This is a genomic window from Streptomyces sp. NPDC032091, assembly GCF_055580265.1.
Map to the genome: position 1 here is coordinate 149794 of NZ_JBVILR010000007.1, position 15734 is coordinate 165527.

At 71.9% G+C, this 15734-nt stretch carries 12 protein-coding genes; 5 read left to right on the forward strand and 7 right to left on the reverse strand.

All coding sequences use genetic code 11. The features are described from left to right. Positions 1–195: 195 nt before the first annotated feature. A complete protein-coding gene (locus tag ACZ5NJ_RS14175) occupies positions 196–1110 on the forward strand; it encodes a MerR family transcriptional regulator (protein ID WP_468765109.1) in 915 nt (304 codons plus the stop codon). Positions 1111–1225: 115 nt separating this feature from the next. Here ACZ5NJ_RS14175 and ACZ5NJ_RS14180 read toward each other — a convergent pair whose 3' ends face one another. Beyond that, a complete protein-coding gene (locus ACZ5NJ_RS14180; protein WP_468765110.1) occupies positions 1226–2011 on the reverse strand; it encodes an aquaporin in 786 nt (261 codons plus the stop codon). Positions 2012–2142: 131 nt separating this feature from the next. On the opposite strand from ACZ5NJ_RS14180, the gene ACZ5NJ_RS14185 reads away from it, so the two are divergent. After that, entirely contained in the window at positions 2143–2682 is a 540-nt protein-coding gene (locus ACZ5NJ_RS14185) for an RNA 2'-phosphotransferase (protein WP_468765111.1), read from the forward strand. 36 nt (positions 2683–2718) lie between these two features. Here the strand turns inward: ACZ5NJ_RS14185 and ACZ5NJ_RS14190 are convergent, their stop codons facing one another. Then, complete coding sequence (locus ACZ5NJ_RS14190; protein ID WP_468765112.1) at positions 2719–3621, reverse strand: LLM class flavin-dependent oxidoreductase; 903 nt, start codon at positions 3619–3621, stop codon at positions 2719–2721. Between the two features lie 93 nt (positions 3622–3714). Between ACZ5NJ_RS14190 and ACZ5NJ_RS14195 the strand changes: the two genes are divergently transcribed. Continuing rightward, on the forward strand, positions 3715–4596 hold the full coding sequence (locus tag ACZ5NJ_RS14195) for a Cof-type HAD-IIB family hydrolase (RefSeq protein WP_468765113.1): 882 nt from the start codon (positions 3715–3717) through the stop codon (positions 4594–4596). A gap of 6 nt (positions 4597–4602) precedes the next feature. Here the strand turns inward: ACZ5NJ_RS14195 and ACZ5NJ_RS14200 are convergent, their stop codons facing one another. The 4 genes from ACZ5NJ_RS14200 to ACZ5NJ_RS14215 are packed head-to-tail and all read right to left on the reverse strand — an operon-like array spanning position 4603 to position 12499. After that, entirely contained in the window at positions 4603–6339 is a 1737-nt protein-coding gene (locus ACZ5NJ_RS14200; protein ID WP_468765115.1) for a sensor histidine kinase, read from the reverse strand. 37 nt (positions 6340–6376) lie between these two features. Then, positions 6377–9928, reverse strand: a complete 3552-nt coding sequence (cydD, locus tag ACZ5NJ_RS14205; protein WP_468765116.1) for a thiol reductant ABC exporter subunit CydD — start codon at positions 9926–9928, stop codon at positions 6377–6379. Between the two features lie 45 nt (positions 9929–9973). Beyond that, positions 9974–10975, reverse strand: coding sequence for a cytochrome d ubiquinol oxidase subunit II (gene cydB / locus ACZ5NJ_RS14210; protein WP_468765117.1), 1002 nt, complete (start codon positions 10973–10975; stop codon positions 9974–9976). Positions 10976–10993: 18 nt separating this feature from the next. Further along, positions 10994–12499, reverse strand: a complete 1506-nt coding sequence (locus ACZ5NJ_RS14215; RefSeq protein ID WP_468765118.1) for a cytochrome ubiquinol oxidase subunit I — start codon at positions 12497–12499, stop codon at positions 10994–10996. A 218-nt stretch (positions 12500–12717) separates the two neighbouring features. Here ACZ5NJ_RS14215 and ACZ5NJ_RS14220 point away from each other — a divergent pair, with 218 nt between their 5' ends. Next, positions 12718–13086, forward strand: a complete 369-nt coding sequence (locus tag ACZ5NJ_RS14220) for a cyclophilin-like fold protein (protein ID WP_468765119.1) — start codon at positions 12718–12720, stop codon at positions 13084–13086. Positions 13087–13107: 21 nt separating this feature from the next. Here ACZ5NJ_RS14220 and hisC read toward each other — a convergent pair whose 3' ends face one another. Then, entirely contained in the window at positions 13108–14187 is a 1080-nt protein-coding gene (hisC, locus tag ACZ5NJ_RS14225) for a histidinol-phosphate transaminase (RefSeq protein ID WP_468765120.1), read from the reverse strand. Between the two features lie 362 nt (positions 14188–14549). On the opposite strand from hisC, the gene ACZ5NJ_RS14230 reads away from it, so the two are divergent. Next, entirely contained in the window at positions 14550–15665 is a 1116-nt protein-coding gene (locus ACZ5NJ_RS14230) for a LacI family DNA-binding transcriptional regulator (RefSeq protein ID WP_365144935.1), read from the forward strand. Positions 15666–15734 lie beyond the last annotated feature (69 nt).

Below are 15734 nucleotides of genomic sequence, written 5' to 3' on the forward strand. Positions count from 1 at the left end.
CGGGGGCGGCCGGGGGCGGTCCGGTTCCGCGGCGCACAGGGCCCGGCACGGACATACCCCGCTCCTTCCGGCGGTCGTACCATCCCTCGCAGGAGGGCTCGCTGCTCACGGCGGTCGAGTACCTGGCGGCGCCTCCTGCCGCCCGGACCGCGGCGGGCGCGGTCGGCCGAGCCGCCATGTCGTAGGGAGCCGGGATTGTCCGATCAGGCGCCAGCCGAGTACCGGATCGAGGATCTGGCCCACCACAGCGGGGCGACCGTCCGCACGATCCGCGCGTACCAGGACCGCGGCCTGCTGCCGAAGCCGGAGCGGCGGGGCCGGTCCAACGTGTACCGGGACACGCACCTGGCGCGGCTGCGCCAGATCGCGGACCTGCTGGACCGCGGCTACACCCTGGCCTCCATCAAGGAACTGCTGGAGGCCTGGGACGCGGGGCGCGGGCTCGGCGGGGTGCTCGGCCTGGTCGCGGAGGTGCACGGGCCGTGGACCGACGAGGAGGCCGACCGGATCAGCCGGGAGGACCTCAACGCGCGGTTCGGCGGCCTGCCCGACGACGGCGCGGTGGACGAGGCCTGCGAGCTCGGGGTGCTGGAGCGCATCCCGGGCCGCCCGGACGAGTTCCTGGTGCCCTCGCCGCAGGAGCTGGCGGTCGCGGCCGAGCTGTACGCGGCCGGGGTGCCCCTCGCGGCGATCACCGGTCATCTGCGGGAGCTGCGCGGCCAGGTGGAGCACATCGCCTCGCGCTTCCTGGAGTTCACCACCGAGCACGTCTTCGCCCGCTACCTGGGGCAGGTGCCGCCGACGGACTCGGACGCGGCGGAGGCGGCGACGATGGTGCGCCGACTGCGGCCGCTGGCGCAGCAGACCGTCGACGCCGAGCTGGCGCGGGCGATGCGGCTGTTCGCGACCCGGCACCTCCAGCGCCACCTGGGCGCCCCCGGCGCGGTCCAGACGACGGGGCCCGCGCCGGTGGCGCTGCCCGCGGGGACGGTACGGGCGGTGCAGGAACTGGTGGGCGCCGAGCACGTGGCGGAGTTCGTCCGGGCCGCCACGGAGCGCGAGCTCCAGGCCCGGACGATGAACGACTTGGCCAGCAGGGGCGGCCGGTAATGCTCGATCGGTAGTCCACAGGTGACCGCCGGGGCGAATCCCTCAGATGGCTCCGAAACCGTTCGAAACGGCTGTGGACAACTGCCCCCTCCCTGTGGGCAACAGGGGTGAGGCGTCAGACGATCGCCTCGAACCCGCTGCCGGGACGGGGCATATCGGCCAGCGGGGTCTGCGCGTCCGGCTGTCCGGCGAAGGGCCGCTCGGGCTGGGTCCGGCCGCGCTCGCGCCCGTAGAGGAGGGTGGCCAGGGCGAGGCCGACGGCGCCGCCGACCAGTTGCGCCGCGACGAAGCCGGGAAGCGACTGCGGGGCGATGCCGGTGAAGGAGTCGCTGAAGGCCCGGCCGATCGTGCCGGCCGGGTTGGCGAAGGAACCCGACGAGGTGAACCAGATCGCTGCGGCGATGTACGCGGCGACCGCGGCCGGGATGAGCCTCGTACGGCCGATGCGGCCGAGCCCCTGGATGACCAGGACCAGTCCGGCGGTGGCGACGATCTCACCGATCAGGAGGTGGCCGCCGTCGCGGACCTGGGTGGAGAAGGTCCCGGGGACGCGGCCGAACATCGTCTCGGCCAGCACGGCGCCGCCGATGGCCCCGGTGGTCTGGGCGGCGGCGTAGGCGAAGGCCTCCCGGGCGTCGAGCCCCTCGCCGCCCGAGCGGCGGGCCCACCAGGCGGTGAGGGTGACGACGGGGTTGAGGTGGGCGCCGGACAGGGGCCCGAAGAGGGTGATGATCAGCCCGAGGCCGATCGCGGACGCGAGCGAGTTGGCGACGAGGGCGACACCGGTGTCGCGGCTGAGGGACGCGGCTTGGATGCCGGACCCGATCACCACCACGAGAAGGCTCGCGGTGCCGATGAGCTCGGCAGCCGTGCGCCGCAGCAGTGAAGCCTTATTTGTCATAGTTTCTCCCTTGGAGTGGCCGTACAGCGGAAAATGTATTTCGTATCTTGGAATGGCGATAGAGGGAGCATTCCGCTGCCAGAGGGAGAAAATGGCTGTCTGAACACCGATCAAGGCGCCACGCTGGGCACATGGACGAAAAACGCACCGTGAAGGTGTCCAAATACGTCTCGAAACACCTGCGGCACCAGCCGGAACGCATCGGACTGGTGCTCGACCCGCAGGGCTGGGTGGAGATCGAGGACCTGCTGCGCGCCGCGGCGGCGCACGGGTTCCCCTTCAGCCGCGCCGAGCTCGACCACATGATCGCCGCCAACGACAAGCAGCGGTTCGCCGTCGACGGCACCCGCATCAGGGCCAGCCAGGGCCACACCGTGCCCGTCGACCTCGGCCTACCGGAGGCCGAACCGCCCGCGTACCTCTACCACGGCACCGTCGCCACGGCCCTCGACTCGATCCGCGCCGAGGGCCTGCGCCCGATGGCCCGCCACCACGTGCACCTGTCGCCCGACCGGGAGACGGCGACCCGGGTCGGGGCGCGCCGGGGCCGCCCGGTGGTCCTGGCGGTGGACGCCGGGGCGATGCGCGCGGCCGGGCACGTCTTCCTGCTCAGCGCCAACGGGGTGTGGCTGACGGACGCCGTTCCGCCGGAGTTCCTGCGCTTCCGGTAGCCGCCCGGGAACCGCGGACCGGCGGGAGGCCGTTCCTCAGGCGTCCAGCTGGGCGAGCGCCTCGGTGGCGATCTGTTCGAAGACGGCCTCGTCGGCCGCGAAATCGGAGTCCGGGACGGGGGCGTGGACGACCAGCTCGGTGAAACCCAGCTCCCGGTGGCGGCCGGCGAAGTCGACGAACGCGTCCACGGACTCCAGCATCGTGGCGCGCTCCGGGGTGAACCCGGTCAGCAGGATCCGCTCGATGGAGCCGGACTCCCGTCCGGTCTCCGCCAGAGCCTTCTCCAGCTTGCCGACCTGCCCGCGCAGGGCCTCCAGCGACTGCTCGGGCGTGCCCTCGAACACCTTGGGGTCACCCGCGGTCACCCAGGCCTGGCCGTACTTCGCCGCGAGCTTCACGCCCCGCGGGCCGGTCGCGGCCACCGCGAACGGCAGGCGCGGGCGCTGGACGCACCCGGGAATGGTGCGCGCCTCCCCCGCGGAGTAGAAGGTGCCCTGGTGGGTCACCGCGCTCTCGGTGAGCAGCCGGTCCAGCAGCGGGACGAACTCCGCGAAGCGGTCCGCGCGCTCCCGCGGGCTCCACTCCTCCTGCCCCAGCGCGGTCGCGTCGAAGCCGTTGCCGCCCGCGCCGATGCCCAGGGTGATCCGCCCCCGCGAGATGTCGTCCAGGGACATCAGTTCCTTGGCCAGGGTCACCGGGTGCCGGAAGTTCGGCGAGGTGACCAGTGTGCCCAGGCGCAGCCGGCTGGTGACGGCCGCCGCGGCGGTCAGCGTGGGGACCGCACCGAACCAGGGGCCGTCACGGAAGGTCCGCCAGGTCAGGTGGTCGTAGGTATAGGCGGTGTGGAACCCGAGGCGCTCGGCCCGCTCCCACTGGTCGCGGCCGCCATCGTGCCACGGTCGGACCGGCAGGATCACGGTGCTCAGGCGAAGACTCATGTCACCGAGCCTACGGTGCGCACCGATATACCGCTGTGAGCCAGGTTTCACGTGAAACATCTCTGTACGATCTTGGTGAACGGGTGGGAACCCATGGGCGAAGATGGAGCGGTGACCTCGGCTCCCCAGCGCCCCGAAGGGCCTTTCCCCGCACCCCGGCTCATCGCCACCGACCTCGACGGCACCCTGCTGCGCGACGACAAATCCGTCTCGCTGCGCACGGTCGCCGCCCTTGCCGCCGCCGAGGAGGCCGGCATCGAGGTCTTCTTCGTCACCGGCCGCCCGGCCCGCTGGATGGACGTGGTCAGCGATCATGTCCACGGGCACGGCCTGGCGATCTGCGCGAACGGCGCCGCCGTCGTCGACCTGCACGCCGGCCGGGAGTTCGTCCAGGTGCGGTCCCTCCCGCGGGCCACCGCGCTCACGGTCGTGCAGACCCTGCGCGCAGCCGTCCCGGGCACCTCCTTCGCAGTCGAGACGACCGCCGGCATCAACTACGAGCCGGCCTACCCGCCCTTCTTCCAGGACCCGGGGGCCACCGTCGCCACCGCCGAGAAGCTGCTGCGCGAGGAGTCGGACGACAGCGCGGCACCCGTCCTGAAGCTGCTCGCGCACCACGCCGAACTGAGCCCGGACGAGTTCCTCGCCCTGGCCCGCTCGGCCGCCGGCGCCTACGCCGCCATCACCCGCTCCAGCCCGACCGCCCTGCTGGAGATCAGCGAGCTCGGCGTGTCCAAGGCCAGCACCCTGGAGCTGTGCTGCGCCGAGCGCGGCATCTCCCCGGCCGAGGTGGTCGCCTTCGGCGACATGCCGAACGACGTCGAGATGCTCCGCTGGGCCGGAACCTCCTACGCGATGGGCAACGCCCACCCGGACGTGATCGCGGCCGCCTCGGGCCGCACCGTCGCCAACAACGAGGACGGGGTGGCGGTCGTCATCGAACGCATCCTCGCCGAACGCGCCGCGCGCACCTGACAGGCCCTAGAGCGGGGCCTCCCACACCAGGGCGGTCCCGCCGCCGTCCTCGCCGATCCCCGGGCCGTACCAGCTGGAGCCCCCCAGGGACTCGGCCCGGCGCCGCAGGTTCCGCAGACCGCTGCGCCGCCCGCCCTCCGGGATGCCCACTCCGTCGTCGGCGACCTCCAGCCGCACTCCCGGCCGGCCGTCGGCGAGGCTGACGGTGGAGTCGACCACCACCTCGATCCGTGACGCGTCCGCGTGCCGGAAGGCGTTCGACAGGGCCTCGCGCAGGGCCGCGATCAGGTTCTTGCCGACCAGCTCGCCCACGGCAGCGTCGATCGGCCCGACGAAACGGTGGGCGGGTTTGAAGCCCAGCGGGACGGCCGCCATGTTGATCTCCCGCAGGACCCGGGTGCGCAGCCCGGACGGAGCCTCCGCCGGGCCCTGCTGGAGCGCGAAGATGGCGGTGCGGATCTCCTGGATCGTCACGTCCAGCTCGTCCACGGCCTTTCCCACCCCGTCGCGGACCTCCGGAACGATGGAGCGGCGCTGCGCGCCCTCCAGCATCATCCCGGTGGCGAACAGCCGCTGGATGACGAGGTCGTGCAGATCACGCGCGATCCGGTCGCGGTCCTCGAACACCGCGAGCCGCTCCCGGTCGCGCTGCGCCTCCGCCATCATCAGCGCGAGGGCGGCCTGCGAGGCGAACTGGGTGGCCAGGGTCCGCTCGGCCTCGGTGAACGGCCTCTTGCCCAGGGCCCGTGGGGTGACGAGCGCTCCCAGCACCCGCCCGCCGCTGTGCAGCGGCAGCATCATGCAGGGACCGTACCGGCTCGTGAGCCTGCTGATCATGCGGGGATCGGCGGACGCGTTCTCCACGAACACCGGTTCGCCCTGGAGGAGTTTCACCACGACCGGGCTCTCGGCGGGGATCACCAGGCCCAGCGAGGTGGCCGGATCGTCTGCGGAGACGGCGACGATCTCCATCCCGCCCTCCTCCGCCGGCAGCATCACGATCCCGGCCGCCGAGTCGGCGAGGTGGCGGGCCTGTTCGGCGACCACCGCGAGGGCGTCGTCCGCGTCCCCGCCCGACAGGAGGGCCGTGGTGACGGCCACCGAACCGTCAATCCAGCGCTCCCGCTGGGTGGCGGCCTCGTACAGCCGGGCGTTGCCGATGGCGATGCCCGCCTCCGTGGCCAGTACGCGGACCATGTGGACGTCGTAGTCGCTGAACTCGCCGCCGCCGTTCTTCTCGGCGAGGTAGAGGTTGCCGAAGATCTCGCCCTGCACCCTGATGGGAACACCGAGGAAGGTCTTCATGGGCGGGTGGTGCGGGGGGAAGCCGGCCGAGCGCGGATCCTTCGTCAGATCGGCGAGCCGCACCGTGTCGGAATGCGAGTTCAGCGCGCCGAGGAGGCCCCTCTTGCCGTCCGGACGGTGGCCGATGCGCCGCGCCTCTTCGGGGCCGAGCCCGAAGGTCACGAAGTCCGAAAGCCCGGGGCCGTCCGTGTCGACGACACCGATCGCCGCGTAGCGGGCGTCCGCGAGTTCGGCGGCCGTCTCGCAGATGCGGTCGAGCGTGGAGTGCAGTTCGAGACCGGTCCCGACCGAGCGCATGGCCTCCAGCAGTTGCGGCACCCGAGCGGTCAGCTCGGTGGACAGGCCCTGCAGGCTGCGGGTGGCCCGGGTGGCGGCCTCCATCGGGTCCTGTGCTTCCCGGGCGGGCTCCGGCGATTCCTGGGACTCCTGCACTGACATGTCCCTGAGCCTAGTTAGTCCCGTTTAGGAGGGAAAGTCAGCCCGTGGAGTCGGCCGGAACCGCACCTGCCCGGCGTTCCCGCTCCAGCAGGCTCCGCAGCGGGCCGTCGACGGCCGCCAGCTCCGCGTAGGCGCCCCGCTGCACCACCGTCCCCCGGTCCAGTACGAGGACCTCGTCGACCGCTTCCAGTCCGGCGAGCCGGTGCGTGATCAGCACGGTGGCCCGGCCCTCGGTCGCCGCCAGCAGGTCCGCCGTCAGGGCGTCCGCGGTCGCCAGGTCCAGGTGCTCGGCCGGTTCGTCCAGGACGAGGACGGGGAAGTCCGCGAGCAGGGCCCGGGCCAGCGCCAGCCGCTGCCGCTGGCCGCCCGAGAGCCGCTGCCCGTGCTCGCCGACGAGGGTGTCGAGCCCGTCCGGGAGCCCGTCGGCCCACTCCAGCAGCCGGGCCGAGGCGAGCGCCTCCCGCAGCTGCTCCTCGCTCGCACCGGTCCGGGCGAGCCGCAGGTTCTCGCGCACCGAGCTGTCGAAGAGGTGGGCGTCCTGGGCGCACAGGCCCACGAACCGGCGCACGTCGTCGCCGTCCAGGGTGCGCGCGTCCGTGCCGCCCAGGGTGTAGCCGCCCGTGCGCGGGTCGAGGAACCGCAGCAGGACCTGGGCCAGGGTGGTCTTGCCCGAGCCGGACGGCCCGATGACCGCGATGCGCCGGCCCGCCTCCAGCGTCAGGTCCAGGCCGCCCAGCGCGTCCCGCTCCTGGCCGCCGTGGCGGGCGGACAGTGCCGTGAGCCGCAGCGGGAACGGCGAGGACGGCGGCTCCGCCGGCTCGGCCGGTTCGGCGACGGGCGCGGGTGCGTCGATGACCTCGTACACCCGCTCGGCGCTGCGGCGCACCCGCTGCCGGTACTGGACCGCCAGGGGGAGGCCGGTGACCGCCTCGAACGCGGCGAGCGGGGTCAGCACCACGACCGCCACGGCGACTCCGTACAGCCGTCCGTCCGCGACGGCGCCCGCCGCGGCGAACGCGGCGCACACCACGGTGAGCCCGCACACCAGGGCGGACAGCCCCCCGCCCAGTCCGGCGGCCGCGGCCCCGCGCGCGGCGATCCGGGTGAGCACCCTGTCGGCGGCGCGCACCCCGGCCTTCCGGTCGGCGAGGGCGCCCGCGACGGTGAGCTCGGCGGTACCCGTCAGCAGGTCGGCCACCCGGGTGGCGAGCTCGCCCCGGGCGGGCGCGAGCCGCCGCTCCGCACTCCGCGCGCAGGCCCCGCTGACCAGGGGAACCCCGACACCGGCCACGAGCAGCCCCACCGCGAGCGCCGCGCCCGCCGCGGGCAGCAGCCATGCCGTGAACGCCACCGAGCCCAGACCGACGAGCACCGCGGTACCCACCGGCAGCAGCCAGCGCAGCCAGTAGTCCTGGAGGGCATCGGCGTCGGCCACCAGCCGGGACAGCAGGTCCCCGCGCCGCTGCGCGCGCAGTCCGGCGGGTGCGATCCGCTCCAGCCGCCGGTACACGGCGACCCGCAGGTCGGCGAGCATCCGCAGTACGGCGTCGTGCGACACCAGGCGCTCGGCGTAGCGGAAGACGGCCCGCCCGAGGCCGAAGGCCCGGGTCGCCGTGACGGCCACCATCAGGTACAGCACCGGCGGCTGCTGGGAGGCCCGGGAGATCAGCCACCCGGACACGGCCATCAGTCCCACGCTGCACCCCACGGCCAGGGCCCCCAACAGCAGACCGAGGCGGAACCGGCCCTGCCAGGCGGCGGCCACGGCCCGCACCCGCCGCAGCGGGTCACCGCCGCCCGAGTCCGCACCCCCGTCGCCGGGCCGTTCCCGCGCGGCCCCGAGGATCCACTCCCCGGGGTCGGACATCCCAGCCGCGGTACGCGCTGCCGCGCCGGCCCGCACACCCGGTGCCGCAGCCGCACCCGCAGCCGCAGCCGTGGCGTCCTGGGTACCCTCGCCCACCGCCACCACCCGGTCGGCCACCGCGAGCAGCGCCGGCCGGTGCACCACGAGGAGCACCGTCCGCCCGGCCGCGAGGCGCCGTACGGCCTCCACGACCGCGGCCTCGGTCTCCCCGTCCAGTGCCGCCGTCGGCTCGTCCAGCAGCAGCACCGGGCGGTCCGCGAGGAAGGCCCGGGCCAGGGCCAGCCGCTGGCGCTGGCCGGCGGACAGGCCGGTGCCGCCCTCGCCGAGCGTGGTCCGCGTCCCGTGCGGCAGGGCGGAGACGAACTCCCAGGCACCGGCGTCGACCAGTGCCGCCTTCACCGCCTCGTCCCCGGCACCGGGGCGTGCCAGCCGGACGTTCTCGGCGATGGTCCCGGCGAACAGGTGGGGCCGCTGCGGCACCCAGGCGATCCGCTCCCGCCACTGTTCGGGGGAGAGTTCGGCCAGGTCCGTGCCGCCGACCCGCACCCGCCCGGACGTCGGCGTGACGAACCCGAGCAGCACGTTCAGGAGGGTCGACTTGCCCGCCCCGCTCGGGCCGGTGAGGGCCACGCATTCGCCGGGACCCACGCTGAGGGACACCGCCCCCGGGGAGGCGGAGCCGCGCCCCTCGTGGCGGACCTCCACCGCGTCGAGCTCGATGACCGGCCCGCCGGCGGGCACGGGGGCCCCGGCCGCCGGTGCGGGGGCCGGGGTTTCCAGGACCGCGAAGATCTCCTCCGCGGCGGCCAGTCCCTCGGCGGCCGCGTGGTACTGGGCACCGACCTGGCGCAGCGGCAGATAGGCCTCCGGCGCGAGGATCAGGATGACGAGGCCCGTGTACAGGTCCAGTTCGCCGTGGACGAGCCGCATGCCGATGGTCACCGCGACGAGCGCCACCGACAGGGTGGCCAGGAGTTCGAGGGCGAAGGAGGAGAGGAAGGCGATGCGCAGCGTGCGCATCGTGGCCTGGCGGTAGTCGTCGGTGATCTTCCGGATCGACTCGGCCTGCGCCTTGGCCCGCCCGAAGACCTTCAGCGTCGGGAGCCCGGCCACCACGTCGAGGAAGTGCCCCGACAGCCGGGACAGCAGCCTCCATTGGCGGTCCATCCGGCTCTGGGTGGCCATGCCGATGAGGATCATGAACAGCGGGATCAGCGGCAGGGTGGCGACGATGATGGCCGCCGACACCCAGTCCTCGGTGACGATCCGGGCGAGGACCGCCACCGGCACCACCACCGCGAGCCCCAGCTGGGGCAGGTAGCGGGAGAAGTAGTCGTCGAGCGCGTCCACGCCCCGGGTGGCCAGGGAGACCAGCGAGCCGGTCCGCTGTCCGGCGAGCCAGCCGGGCCCCAGGTCGGCGGCCCGGTCCAGCAGCCGGCCGCGGAGCTCCGACTTGACCGCCGCTCCGGCGCGGTGCGCGGCCAGCTCGGTGAGCCAGGCGACCAGCCCCCGCCCGAGCGCCACCGCCGCGAGCAGCAGCAGTGGCGTCCGGAGCGCCCCCGCCCCGAGTCCCCGTTCGAAGGCGCCGACCACGATCTCGGCGATCAGCATCGCCTGGCCGACGACCAGCCCCGCCCCGGCCAGCCCGAGGACCACCACCGCCCCCAGGAAGAGGCGGGTGGAACGGGCGTACCGGAGCAGGCGCGGGTCGATCGGTTTCACGTGAAACATCCCCTCGGCAGGGTCGGGCGGGGTGACGTGCGCGGATCAGTGCGCGTCGGCGATGTGCTGCGTACCGATCCGCTTGCGGAACACCCAGTACGTCCAGCCCTGGTAGAGCATCACGAGCGGAGCGGCCACACCGGCGCACCAGGTCATGATCTTCAGGGTGTACGGGGTGGACGAGGCGTTGGTGACCGTGAGGCTCCACGCCTCGTTCAGCGAGGACGGCATGACGTTCGGGAACAGCGTCAGGAAGAGCATCGCGACGGCCGCCGCGATGGTGATCCCGGACAGGGCGAACGACCAGCCCTCACGGCCCACCAGGTTGCATCCGATGGCGGCGACCAGCGCGACCACGGCGACGGCCATGGCGATCAGGCTCCGGCCGTCACCACGCGAGGCCTGGGTCCAGATCAGGAAGGCCAGGGCCAGCACGGCCGTCACCACGCCCAGCCGGGTCGCCAGCGCCCGCGAGCGCTCCCGGATGTCGCCGACGGTCTTGAGCGAGGCGAATACCGCGCCGTGGAAGGTGAACAGGGTGAGGGTGACCAGCCCACCCAGGACCGCGTACACGTTGAGCAGGTCGAAGAGGCTTCCGACGTACTCCATGTGCTGGTCGATCTTCACTCCGCGCACGATGTTGGCGAAGGCCACGCCCCACAGGAAGGCGGGGATCAGCGAGGTCCAGAAGATGGCGTGTTCCCAGTTGGTCTGCCATCTGTCCTCGGACCGCTTGTGGCGGTACTCGAAGGCGACGCCGCGGACGATCAGGCAGACCAGGATGAGCAGCAGCGGCAGGTAGAAGCCGGAGAAGAGGGTGGCGTACCACTCCGGGAAGGCGGCGAAGGTGGCACCGCCGGCCGTGAGCAGCCAGACCTCGTTGCCGTCCCAGACGGGGCCGATCGTGTTGATCAGCACCCGCTTCTCGGTGCGGTCGCGCGCGAGGAGCTTGGTGAGTACGCCGATGCCGAAGTCGAAGCCCTCCAGGAAGAAGTAGCCGATCCACAGGACGGCGATGAGTACGAACCAGACGTCGTGAAGCTGCATGGTGTGCTCCTTCCTGCCTCAGTACGAGAAGGCCATCGGGCGGTCGGCGTTCCTGTCGTCCCCGCCGACCTTGGCGGGCGGGTTCAGGTCGGCCTCCGTCAGCTCGGGCGGGCCGGCCTTGACGTACTTCACGAGGAGCCTGACCTCGATCACGGCGAGGACGGCGTAGAGCAGCGTGAAGCCGATCATCGAGGTGAGCACGTCGCCCTGTGAGACGTTCGGCGAGACGGCGTCCCGGGTGCGCAGCACTCCGTAGACCACCCAGGGCTGGCGGCCCATCTCGGTGAAGATCCAGCCCCAGGAGTTGGCGAGCAGGGGGAAGCACATGGTCCAGAGCGCGACGAGCCAGTAGAGCTGCGCGTACCGCGGGCTGAGCGCCTTCTTGAAGAGGACGAGATGGGGGACCTCGTCCTCCCCGGTGCGCAGCCCGGGCGGCAGCAGGAAGCGCTTGCGGGTCAGCCACAACCCCAGCACGCCGATGCCGAGGGAGGCCATGCCGAAGCCGATCATCCAGCGGAAGCCCCAGTAGGCAACGGGGATGTTGGGCCGGTAGTCGCCCGGGCCGAACTTCTCCTGCTCGGCCTTGTTGACGTCGTTGATGCCCGGGACGAAGGAGTCGAAGTCGCTGTTCGCGAGGAACGACAGCACGCCCGGGATCTCTATGGCCACCTTGTTGTGGCCCTTGTCGACGTCGCCGTAGGCGAAGACGGAGAAGGGCGCGGGGGCCTCGCCGTCCCACAGGGCCTCGGCCGCGGCCATCTTCATCGGCTGCTGCTTGAACATCACCTTGCCGAGCATGTCGCCGCTGAGGGCGGTGCCCATACCGGCGATGATCATGACGACCAGGCCGAGCCGCAGCGAGCTGCGCATCACGGGGATGTGCTTCTTGCGGGCGAGGTGGAAGGCGGAGATGCCGACCATGAAGGCGCCGCCGACCAGGAAGGCCGCGGTGATGGTGTGGAAGAACTGGGTCAGCGCGGTGTCCTGGGTGAGGACGCGCCAGAAGTCGGTGAGCTCGGCCCGGCCCCGCTCCTCGTTCATGCGGTAGCCGACCGGGTGCTGCATCCAGGAGTTCGCCGCGAGGATGAAGTACGCGGACAGGACGGTGCCGAGCGAGACCATCCAGATGCAGGCCAGGTGGATCTTCTTCGGCAGCTTGTCCCAGCCGAAGATCCACAGGCCGATGAAGGTGGACTCGAAGAAGAAGGCGATCAGCGCCTCGAAGGCCAGCGGCGCCCCGAAGATGTCACCCACGAACCGCGAGTAGTCGGACCAGTTCATGCCGAACTGGAACTCCTGGACGATGCCGGTGACGACGCCCATCGCGATATTGATCAAGAAAAGCTTGCCCCAGAACTTCGTGGCCCTGAGGTATTTCTCCTTCTCGGTACGCACCCAGGCGGTCTGCAGGCCGGCGGTCAGCGCGGCGAGCGAGATCGTGAGCGGCACGAAGAGGAAGTGGTAGACGGTGGTGATGCCGAACTGCCAGCGCGCCAATGTCTCAGGCGCCAAAGCTAGGTCCACGTCGTCTGCTCCTTGTCGTCGCCGTGGTCACAGCGGGCAGTCTGCCTGGCGGGTTCCCCCCATATAGGGAGGAAGCAGGACACGCTTGTGAACGCGTTCACATTCACAAGCATTATGTCCTACACCCTTTGGCCGGAAACAAGGGGGGGTACCCCTGAGCGCGCCGTTCCCGGAGGGGACCCCTAGCCAAGAAATTCAACAGATTGTTGAATGTGGCCATGCAGATTCGAATCTCATGGCCTGCGGGCCTGCTCACCGCGACCCTCGACGAGACCCCGACCAGCAAGGCGCTGGCCGCGGCCCTCCCGATCTCCGCCTCCGCGCACACCTGGGGCGAGGAGGTCTACTTCGACACGGGCGTCTCCGTGGACCTGGAGCACGACGCCCGGCAGGTCGTGGAGCCCGGCACGGTCGCCTTCTGGACCGAGGGCGACGCCCTCGCGCTGCCCTACGGCCCCACGCCCATCTCACGCGGAGGCGAGAGCCGCCTGGCGAGCCCCTGCAACGTGCTCGGCTCGTTCGACGGCGACCCCCGCCTCCTGGCCACCGTCCGCGACGGCGACCCCATCCGCGTGGAACTGGTCTGACGACCACCGCTCCCTACGGCTCTACAGCTCCTTGAAGAAGGCCTCCGCCGTGTGCAGGAAGAGGTCGTTCGCCTCGGTCTCACCGATCGTGACCCGCAGGCCCTCGCCCGCGAAGGGCCGGACCACCACACCGGCCTTCTCGCAGGTCGCCGCGAACTCGGCGGTCCGCTCCCCCAGCCGCATCCACACGAAGTTGGCCTGCGTGTCCGGGACCGTCCAGCCCTGGGCCAGCAGCGTCTCGTGCACCCGGTTGCGCTCGCACACCAGCGCCCCGACGCGGCCCATCAGCTCGTCCTCGGCGCGCAGCGAGGCGACCGCCGCGTCCTGCGCCAGCTGGCTGACACCGAAGGGCACCGCCGTCTTGCGCAGCGCCGCCGCGACCGGCTCGTGCGCCACCGCGAAGCCGACGCGCAGGCCGGCCAGGCCGTAGGCCTTGGAGAAGGTGCGCAGCACGGCGACGTTGGGACGGTCGCGGTAGAGCTCGATGCCGTCCGGCACATCGGTGTCGCGGACGAACTCGCGGTAGGCCTCGTCCAGCACCACCAGGACGTCCGAGGGGACCCGGTCCAGGAACCGGACCAGCTCCTCGCGGCGCACCGCGGTACCGGTCGGGTTGTTCGGGTTGCACACGAAGATCAGCCGCGTCCGGTCGGTGATCGCGGCGGCCATCGCGTCCAGGTCGTGGACGTCGCCGTCGGTCAGCGGGACCCGCACCGACGTCGCACCCGAGATCTGCGTGATGATCGGGTAGGCCTCGAAGGAACGCCAGGCGTAGATGACCTCGTCGCCCGGGCCGGCCGTCGACTGGATCAGCGACTGGGCCACGCCCACCGAACCGGTGCCGGTGGCGATGTGCTCGGCCGGGACGCCGAAGCGTTCCGCCAGCTCGTTCACCAGGCCGGTGCAGGCCATGTCCGGGTAGCGGTTGAACCGGCCCGCAGCGGCGACCGCCGTCTCCAGGACCCCCGGCAGCGGCGGGTACGGGTTCTCGTTCGAGGACAGCTTGAAAGCGACGGCCCCGCCCTCGGCGGCGGGCTTGCCGGGCTTGTAGGTGGGGATGCCGTCCAGCTCGGCGCGCAGCTTCGGGCTCTTCTCGCTCACCGCAGGTCCTCCTCGACCGTCCCGTCGACGTCCCCGTCGACCCAATACTGCTCACCTTATGAGGATTCCGCCGATCCGAGAATGGCGGGCGCCAGGAACACAGGGGGAGCGCGCGCATATATGCGCGCGCCGGTGGCCCGCGCCGTGGCGCGCGTCCCTCGTGCAGGTGAGTTGCGACCGGCCCGGAGTGGCAGCGTTTTGGCATGCCCCGACCCGTCGACAGGCCACACCTTTAGCCCAGGCCGCTAACTACCTTCAATTCCAAGGTCATTGGGGGTGGCGAACCAAGCAGAATCGTGCCTGTCAACCCGTGCATATGCACCTGAACCACCCGCCCCTCCGAGCCCTACTATCGGCTCGCCATGACAGCAGCAGGGAAGCATCACGTGAGCCGGGCCGAGACCACCCGGCGGGTCGGCGGCCGACAGGGGCGCGCCGGCATCAGGGACGTGGCCGCCGCGGCGGGCGTGTCCATCACCACCGTCTCCGACGCGCTCAATGGCAAGGGACGGCTGCCGGACGCCACCCGCCGCCACGTCCGCGAGGTGGCCGATCGGCTGGGCTACCGCCCCTCCGCCGCCGCCCGCACCCTCCGTACGGGCAAGTCGGGCCTCATCGGCCTGACCGTGACGACGTACGGGGATGAACCTTTCACCTTCACCGAATTCGCCTACTTCGCCGAGATGGCACGGGCCGCCACCTCCGCCGCGCTCGCCCGCGGCTACGCCCTGGTCATCCTCCCGGCCACCTCACGGCACGACGTCTGGTCCAACGTGGCCCTCGACGGCACCGTCGTCATCGACCCCTCCGACCACGACCCCGTCGTCAGCGAGCTCGTCCGCCAGGGCCTGCCCGTCGTCTCCGACGGCCGTCCCGCGGGCACCCTGCCCGTCACCGCCTGGGTCGACAACGACCACGAAGCCGCCGTCCTGGGCCTGCTCGACCACCTCGCCGCCGCCGGGGCCCGCCGTATCGGGCTGCTGACCGGCACCACCACCGACACCTACACCCGGCTCTCCACGACCGCCTACCTCCGCTGGTGCGAGCGCGTCGGCCAGGACCCCGTCTACGAGTCCTACCCCGCCCACGACCCCTGCGCGGGCGCCGTGGCCGCCGACCGCCTCCTCGCCAGGCCCGACCGGCCCGACGCCGTCTACGGGCTCTTCGACCCGAACGGCACCGACCTCCTCGCCGCCGCCCGGCGCTACGGGCTGCGGGTCCCCGAGGACCTGCTCCTCGTCTGCTGCAGCGAATCCACCGTCTACGCGAACACCGAACCGCCGATCACCACGCTCTCCCTCAAGCCGCGCCGCATCGGAACGGCCGTCGTACAGCTGCTGATCGACGCGATCGAGGGGGTGGACACGGGCCGTCCGGTCGAACAGGTCGTCCCGACGGAGCTGATCATCCGCACCTCCTCGCAGCGCCGAACCCCCCGGACCACCGTCAGCCCACCGCGCTCACCGTCCCAGGACTGACCTCCGGAACGCCCTATCGGCGGGGCCGACGGCCCCGCCGAGGATTTCAACATCCCCTATATCAGGGCA